Annotated in this window: 3 protein-coding genes; 2 read left to right on the top strand and 1 reads right to left on the bottom strand. The window is 56.8% G+C overall.

Translation table 11 applies throughout. The features are described from left to right. Positions 1-74 precede the first annotated feature (74 nt). Complete coding sequence (locus A8O25_RS13090) at positions 75-3,476, bottom strand: DEAD/DEAH box helicase (protein WP_066835582.1); 3,402 nt, start codon at positions 3,474-3,476, stop codon at positions 75-77. A 601-nt stretch (positions 3,477-4,077) separates the two neighbouring features. Between A8O25_RS13090 and A8O25_RS13095 the strand changes: the two genes are divergently transcribed. Both A8O25_RS13095 and A8O25_RS13100 read left to right on the top strand, forming a co-directional pair. After that, on the top strand, positions 4,078-5,079 hold the full coding sequence (locus A8O25_RS13095; protein ID WP_082893620.1) for a glycoside hydrolase family 43 protein: 1,002 nt from the start codon (positions 4,078-4,080) through the stop codon (positions 5,077-5,079). Between the two features lie 286 nt (positions 5,080-5,365). Continuing rightward, entirely contained in the window at positions 5,366-7,582 is a 2,217-nt protein-coding gene (locus A8O25_RS13100) for a M3 family metallopeptidase (protein ID WP_066835576.1), read from the top strand. Positions 7,583-7,650: the final 68 nt, after the last annotated feature.

The raw sequence follows: 7,650 nt of genomic DNA on the forward strand, positions 1-7,650 counted from the left end.
GCAGTAAATGTCTATCAAAGATAGATATTTACTGTTTCCCGCCTCTTTTCCCAAAAACAGCCCAAAAACCCACCTCACCCCAACAACGCCAGCAACTCCTGCTTGCTCATGGCCTTCAGCATGCCACCGTCAGTCTTGACCAAATCGTTGACCAATTCCTTTTTGCTGGCCTGTAGTTTCTGCATCTTTTCTTCCACGGTGTTGGGGCAGATGAGCCGAACCGCCACCACGTGCTTGTCCTGCCCGATACGGTAGGTGCGGTCAATGGCCTGGTTTTCCACGGCGGGGTTCCACCACGGGTCTACCAGGTACACATAGTCGGCGCGGGTGAGGTTGAGGCCGGTGCCGCCCGCCTTGAGGCTGATGAGGAACACCCGCACGTTTTCCTGCTCCTGGAACCGCGCCACCGCACCCTGCCGGTCTTTGGTTTGGCCAGTGAGCAGGGCGTAGTCAATGCCGCGGGCTTTGAGTGCCTGTTCAATAAGCTGCAGCATAGACACAAACTGGCTGAACACCAGAATTTTGTGGTGCGGTGCCTTGCTTTCAATCTGCTCCAGCAGCACCTCCAACTTGGCCGAGGGTTCGCCCACGCCCGCATCGTCGGGCAGCAGGGCGGGGGAGTTGCAGATTTGCCGCAGGCGCGTTAGGCCGCGCAGCACGTGCATGGGGTGTTTCTGCATTTCCTCTTCGGCCTGGGCCGAGATAAACTCCCTGATTTCGCGCTCATGCGCCGCATAAAGTTCCCGCTGCGCCGCGCCCATCTCGCAGTACAGCACCATCTCGGTCTTGGGCGGAAGCTCCTGCGCTACCTGCTCTTTGGTGCGCCTGAGCAGAAACGGACTGATTTTGCGCTGTAGTTCTTTGGCCCGCCTGAAGTCTTTGAACTGGTCAATGGGTTTGGCGTAAATGTCCCGGAAATAGCGCTGGTTGCCCAGCAATCCGGGGCACGCGAAACTCAGCTGCCCGTACAGGTCATAGGTGTTGTTTTCCAGCGGCGTGCCCGTGAGCACCAGTCGGTTGCGGGCCTGCAAGAGCCGCACGGCGCGGTACCGTTGGCTCTGCGGGTTCTTGATGTTCTGGCTCTCGTCCAGCACCACGTAGTTGAAGCGGTAGTTCTTGAGCAGGGCAATGTCTGAGAGCAGCGTGCCGTAGGTGGTGAGCACCAGTTCATAACTATTTAGCTGCGGCAGGTGCTGCACCCGTTGGTTCCCGTAGAGCGTGAGCACCCTCAGGCTGGGCGCGAATTTGGCCACCTCATTTTGCCAGTTGAACAGCAGCGAGGTGGGCACTACCACCAGATTGGTGTTGCGGTCTACTTTGCCGCGCTGCCCCAGCAGGAACGCCAGCACCTGCACCGTCTTGCCAAGCCCCATGTCATCTGCCAGGCAGCCCCCGAAGTTGAATTGGTCCAGGAAGTTCAGCCAGTTGAGGCCCTGCCGCTGGTACGGCCTGAGGGTGGCCCGCAGTTCTTCGGGCACGGGTACTTCCTCAATGGCTTCAAAGTGGGTGAGTTTCTGGCGGTAGAGCGCTAGTTCGCCGCGCACCTCCTGGCTCAGCACCTCTTCCTCGAAGAGTTCCTCAATGAGGGGGAAGTTCATCTTGGGCGTGCGCAGGCGTTCGCCCGCCACCTCGCCCGCGCTGAAGTAGCGTTGCAGCCGCTCCAGCCACTCCTGCGGCAGAATGCCCTGGCTGCCATCGTCCAGCGTCACGAACCGCTGCTTGTTACGAAGGGCTTTGTGCAGCGCCTTGAGCCCTGCCTTCTGCTGCCCGAACTGCACATCTACAGAGGTGTCAAACCAGTTGATGCCGCTGGTCACCAGAATAGAAATTTTGGCTTTGTATGGGTTCAGTTTCAGGCTTTGCAGTTCCTTGAAGCCTAGCAGCGTGATGCCCTGCCCGCGCCAACTCTCAAACGCCTCCAGAAACCAATCGTCCAGCAGAAAACGGCTTTTGTGCAGGTAAAAACTATCCAGGTGCAGCTGTTCGTTGAACAGCGGGTGTTCCCGCAGTACCTGTGAGGTGAATGTATGTTCGGCTTCGCGGTCGCGCACCACGGTAAAGCTCTGGCCCAGCGCGTCTTTGGCGTAAATCTGCTTCTGCGTGAACACCGGCACCTCCACGTGCCCGTACCGCATCACGGGCGTAAACAAAATGAAATCCTGCGACTCTGAAAGGTACAGCAGCCGCTCCAGGTCCAAATCGAAGCCCTGTTCTTCCAGCTGCTGCGGCGTGGCTGGTTTTAAAAAGGAATAGGAGATTTTGAGCCGCGTCTCCAGGTTGGCCAGAATGGTCTCCCGGAACTCGTCAAACTTAGAGGCGTGAATGAGCAGCCGCTGCCCCCGCTTCCGGAAGAACTCCACCACCCGCCGCAAATCTGGGTTATACAGCAGGTACAGCTTTTTCTGCACCTCCAGAAAATGCCCGTACCGCAACGGCAACTGGTGCAGGGGGTACGGCTGTCCGTCAATGGTGAACTGGGGCAGCACGAAGTAGAAATTCTCCTGCGCCTGCACTTCCAGCGTCAAATCCAGCGGCGCGTTTCTCAGCTCCACGGGCTCCAGCGCGTTGGCGCTCAGTTTTCCCTGGTTTTCAGATTTCTGGGCGAAAAACGGAAGCCCCAGCGGGTTCTGCACCAGCGCCTTGAGCGCCTCTAAATCGGCGGCCGTGGTCTCGTTGTCATAGTTGTTCTGGAAACGGGAGAGGCCCGTGTAGAACTTGAGCACCTCGGGGGCATTGCTCTGCCAGATAAAGTCCAGCGGGTTCAGTTGCTTGAGCGGGTTCTTGATGTTGCCCGTCTGCGCCACCGCCGCCTCCAGCAGCTCTATGTGCAGGTGCTTGTAATATTTGTGCTCGCCCAGCACCACTAGGCGCTGCGTGTTCTGGTTCGGCTGCGCCGAAGTGGGCGTGGTTTGAAATGGCAGTTTAGGTTGCTCCGGCGCCAGCTTCTCCTTCAAAAACGCCTGCGTCTCGGGGGTGATGGGCAGCAGTTCCGGCAGCTTCGGTTTTATCTGCAGCCCCTGGGGTGTGTACTCCAGCGCGAAGTATTTGTCTAAGTCGGGTTCCTCCTCCAGCCCGTATTCCTCGGCCTTGGCCTGGAGCTTTTGCCTTCTGAGCTGCGCATCAAAGAACACCCGCCACTCCGGCCGGTGCTGGAGCGCCTGCACCACCTGCACCATGTGCCCGCACAGCTGCTTCTTGGGCGTCTCGCACCCGCACGACAGCAGTAACGAGTCTGCCTGCTGCACCACCGCTACCCCCGGGAACTGCCCGTATAGGTAGGTGCCCTCAAACGAAGCCGCATTCAGTTCTAGCTGTATCGGCTGAATCTGGAACCCCGGCGTCTTGCCGTTCAAAACTTCCGCCGGCGCATGCCGCGCCAGCACCGCGTACGTCAGCGTAGCAATGGTCTCGGGCAGGCGGTAGTCGGTGGGGTGCACAGGTTTGGCAGGGTTTGATGTTTGGTGCGGGACGTTCATGGTGTTGGGAGGGTGAAGGTACGGAAAAAAGGGAGACCTCACCCCCGGCCCCTCTCCCACGGAGAGGGGGGATTTTTGCTTTTCTGTTTTGGGGCTGTTTTCGTGAAAACGGCGCCAAAAACGCAATTCACCTTTTCTTACTTCCTTTACATAAGGAGATACTCCCCCTTGAAGGGGGCGGAGGCGGATGTTGACACCTGCCGGTTTACGCATTTCAGATATTCCTCCTGTAGAGACCAGGCACTACCTGGTCTCTGACGCATTGCCGATATTCCCCTCCCTGGAGGGGTAGGAGTGGGTTCAGGAGGGCCCACAATGCTTCTTTGCTTGAACGTAAGTAACAGAGTGTTTGGCGGCAGCTATTGGCACAGACACTCGCAGGTCTGGGAGACACTGCGAGGTCATAGGGGCAGGTGGTGGCTTAGGGCTTTCAGGCTTACAGGATAGGCTCCCACTGGGGAATGGATATGAGCTATGCGTAGGAGACAAGGCGATGCCGGGTCTCTACAGGTGGCTTTAAAAGACTGCTTTGCCTAAAACTTCCCGTTTCCCTTTTTCTTTATACCTTACTCCTTCAAACCTTTCAAAAACTACTACTTCCATGAAGAAATGGCACTCCCTCTGCCTGGCCGCTGTCCTTACCGTTGGCTTTGGTGCCATCACTGGCTTGGCGCAGGCGCAGAAGAAGACTGCGCAACCAACCGCTGGCAACCCCATCTTTTCCGGTTGGTACGCTGACCCCGAGGGCATCATTTACGGCAAGCAGTACTGGGTTTTCCCCACGTATTCAGACCGGTACCAGAAGCAGGTTTTCTTTGACGCGTTCTCTTCAAAAGACCTCACCAGCTGGACCAAACATAGCCGTATTCTGGATACGGCTGCGGTGAAATGGGCCAAGAAAGCCATGTGGGCGCCGGCGGTGATTCAGAAAGGGAAGCAGTATTTCCTGTTCTTCGGGGCGAATGATATCCAGAGCGACCAGGAACTGGGCGGCATTGGCGTGGCCGTGGCCGATAAACCAGAAGGGCCTTACAAAGATTACCTGGGCAAGCCGCTGGTTGACAAGTTCCATAACGGCGCCCAACCCATTGACCAGTTTGTGTTCAAAGACAAAGACGGCCAGTACTACCTGATCTACGGCGGCTGGCGGCACTGCAACATTGCCAGACTTAAAGATGATTTTACCGGTTTTGTTCCGTTTGCAGACGGCACCACCTTCAAGGAAATCACCCCCCAGAACTATGTGGAAGGCCCCATGATGTTCATCCGGAACGGGAAGTACTATTTTATGTGGTCAGAAGGCGGCTGGACCGGACCAGATTATTCGGTGGCCTACGCCGTGGCCGACTCTCCGTTTGGGCCGTTTGAGCGGGTGGGCAAGGTTCTGCAGCAGGACCCCAACATCGCCACTGGCGCGGGGCACCACTCGGTGATGCAGGTGCCGGGCAAGGACCAGTGGTACATTGTCTACCACCGCCGCCCACTGGGAGAAACCGACCGCGACCACCGCGTGACCTGCATAGAGGAAATGCACTTTGATGAGAAGGGCATGATCAAGCCCGTCAAATTGACGCATGAAGGGGTGAAGCGGAGCAAGCTGTAAATCTTATATTCTCTTACTGATATTATTACCTGTTTTCAGCCTGTTTTGAGAAAAATAGGTAGAAAATGCAGAAACTATACTTCTACTCGTGCAGATACTCCCCTCCTTGGGGGGATAGGTGAATGTGCCTGCCACCGCTTCACCGCTTCCTCAAAAGGCCTTGTAGCGTCTGCAAGACCTGCGAGCGTCTGTGCCAACGAAATCCTTTCACGCAATAATTTCTTACCTTAGAGGTTCTAACAAACAACCGTTTCTGTAAAAGAAACGAACTTGAAGTATATTATCTATGACCAAAAAAAAGAAGATAAAGGCTAAAAAGCCTTCTTTGCTTTTCCTATTGGCGGTGATGGGCTGTACGTCTACCCAGCCGCAGCAGCCTGCCTCAACTGAATCTGCCACGCCTCCACCAACTGCCCAGATGAAACTTCCCGCGTTTGACAATTACCTCCTCAAAGAGTGGCTGGGGCCGTACGGCGGCGTGCCGGCCTTTGACAAAATGGACCTGGCGCTCCTGAAACCGGCCATGGAGCGGGGCATGGAACTGCAGTTGGCTGAGATTGACCGCATCACCAACAACCCCGAAGCGCCCACCTTTGAGAATACCATTGAAGCGTATGAGCAGGCGGGCTCGGCGCTGGGCCGGGCCATGACCTATTACAGCATCTGGAGCAGCAATTTGTCCACGCCCGAGTTCCGGAAGATTCAGGCCGAGCTGGCACCGAAGCTGTCTGAGTTCCGGTCTAAGATTTCGCAGAACCCTAAGCTGTTTGCCCGCATCAAGGCCGTGTATGACCAGTCGCAGAAAACGCCGTTGCCCGCAGACCAGCAGCGGGTGGTGCAGCTCATTTATGAAGACTTCGCCATGGAAGGCGCGGGGTTGAGCGCAGAGGCGAAGCAACGGTATGCCGCTATCAACAAAGAACTGTCCAGCCTGTACACCTCGTTTGCGAACAATACGCTGGCCGATGAGGAGAAATACGTGACCTACTTCACCAAAGACCAGCTGGGCGGTTTGCCCGAAAGTTTTGTGAAGGCCGCCGCCAAAGCCGCCGCTGACCGCGGAAAACCGGGCCAGTACGCCGTCACCAACACCCGCTCCAGCATGGACCAGTTCCTGACGTATTCAGACAACCGCGCCCTGCGCGAAAAAGTCTGGAACACCTACTACTCCCGCGGCGACAACGGCGATGCTACAGACAACAACCAGAACATCACCAAGATTCTGCAACTACGTGACGAGCGGGTAAAACTGCTGGGCTATGACACCTACGCCGATTGGCGCTTGCAGAACCGCATGGCCAAGAACCCCAAGAACGCCATGGCCCTGATGGAGGCCGTATGGCCCGCTGCCCTGGCCCGCGTAAAAGAGGAAGTGCGGGATATGCAGGCCGTCGCCAACAAAACCGGCGCAAAGATTACCATTGCCCCCTGGGATTACCGCTACTACGCTGAGAAAGTGCGCAAACAGAAATATGACCTGGATTCTGAGGAAGTGAAGCAGTACCTGGAGCTGGGCAACCTCACACAAGCCATTTTCTATACCGCCGGCGAGCTGTTCAATTACAACTTCACTCCGGTGCCCGAAGGATCGGTGCCGGTGTTCCATGAAGACGTGAAGGTCTGGGAAGTCACTGATAAAACCACCGGCGAGCATATTGGCCTCTGGTATCTGGACCCGTTCGCGCGGCCGGGCAAGCGGTCGGGGGCGTGGGCCTCGCCGTACCGCAGCCACACCACCTACAAGGGCAAAGAGACTGTGCTGGCATCTAACAACTCCAACTTCGTGAAACCCGCACCCGGTGACCCGGTGCTAGTTTCCTGGGATGATGCTACCACGTTTTTCCATGAGTTCGGCCACGCGCTGCACTTCCTGTCTTCTAACGTGAAATACCCCACCCTGAACGGTGGCGTGCGCGACTATACCGAGTTCCAGAGCCAGCTGCTGGAGCGTTGGTTGTCTACAGATAGGGTGATTAACCAGTTCCTGAAGCACCACAAAACCGGGCAGGTGATGCCCCCGGCGCTGGTGGCCAAAATCAAGAAAGCGTCCACCTTCAACCAGGGCTTCGCGACCACTGAGTTCCTGGCTTCGGCGCTGATGGACCTGAAGTACCACACGCTGTCTGACCCCACTGGCCTGGACCCAGATAAATTTGAGCGCGAAACCTTGGCGGCCCTGAACATGCCCAAAGAAATTGTGATGCGCCACCGTTCGCCGCACTTCACGCACGTATTCTCCGGGGAAGGCTACGCCGCCGGTTACTACGGCTACCTTTGGGCAGACGTGCTCACTTCAGATGCCGCCGAGGCCTTTGCCGAAGCGCCGGGCGGGTTCTATGACAAAGACGTGGCCGCCAAACTGGTGAAATACCTCTTCGCGCCGCGCAACTCCATGGATCCCGCAGAGGCCTACCGCCTGTTCAGGGGCCGTGACGCCAGGATAGACGCCCTCATGCGTGACCGCGGCTTTCCGGTGCCAGGCGAGAAGGCGAAGAAAAAGTAAGTAGATTTCTGGCTTCGCCTGATGTTTTACTGCTGCGTCGCTGTTTTCTCAAAACATGGCCGAAAAAC

Origin of the sequence: Rufibacter ruber (genome assembly GCF_001647275.1) — a bacterium.
Taxonomy (GTDB): Bacteria; Bacteroidota; Bacteroidia; order Cytophagales; family Hymenobacteraceae; genus Nibribacter; species Nibribacter ruber_C.

Coding starts and splice junctions, on each gene's coding strand:
- A8O25_RS13090 (WP_066835582.1), bottom strand. CDS start 3,476: ATGAACGTCCCGCACCAAACATCAAACCCTGCCAAACCTGTGCACCCC.
- A8O25_RS13095 (WP_082893620.1), top strand. CDS start 4,078: ATGAAGAAATGGCACTCCCTCTGCCTGGCCGCTGTCCTTACCGTTGGC.
- A8O25_RS13100 (WP_066835576.1), top strand. CDS start 5,366: ATGACCAAAAAAAAGAAGATAAAGGCTAAAAAGCCTTCTTTGCTTTTC.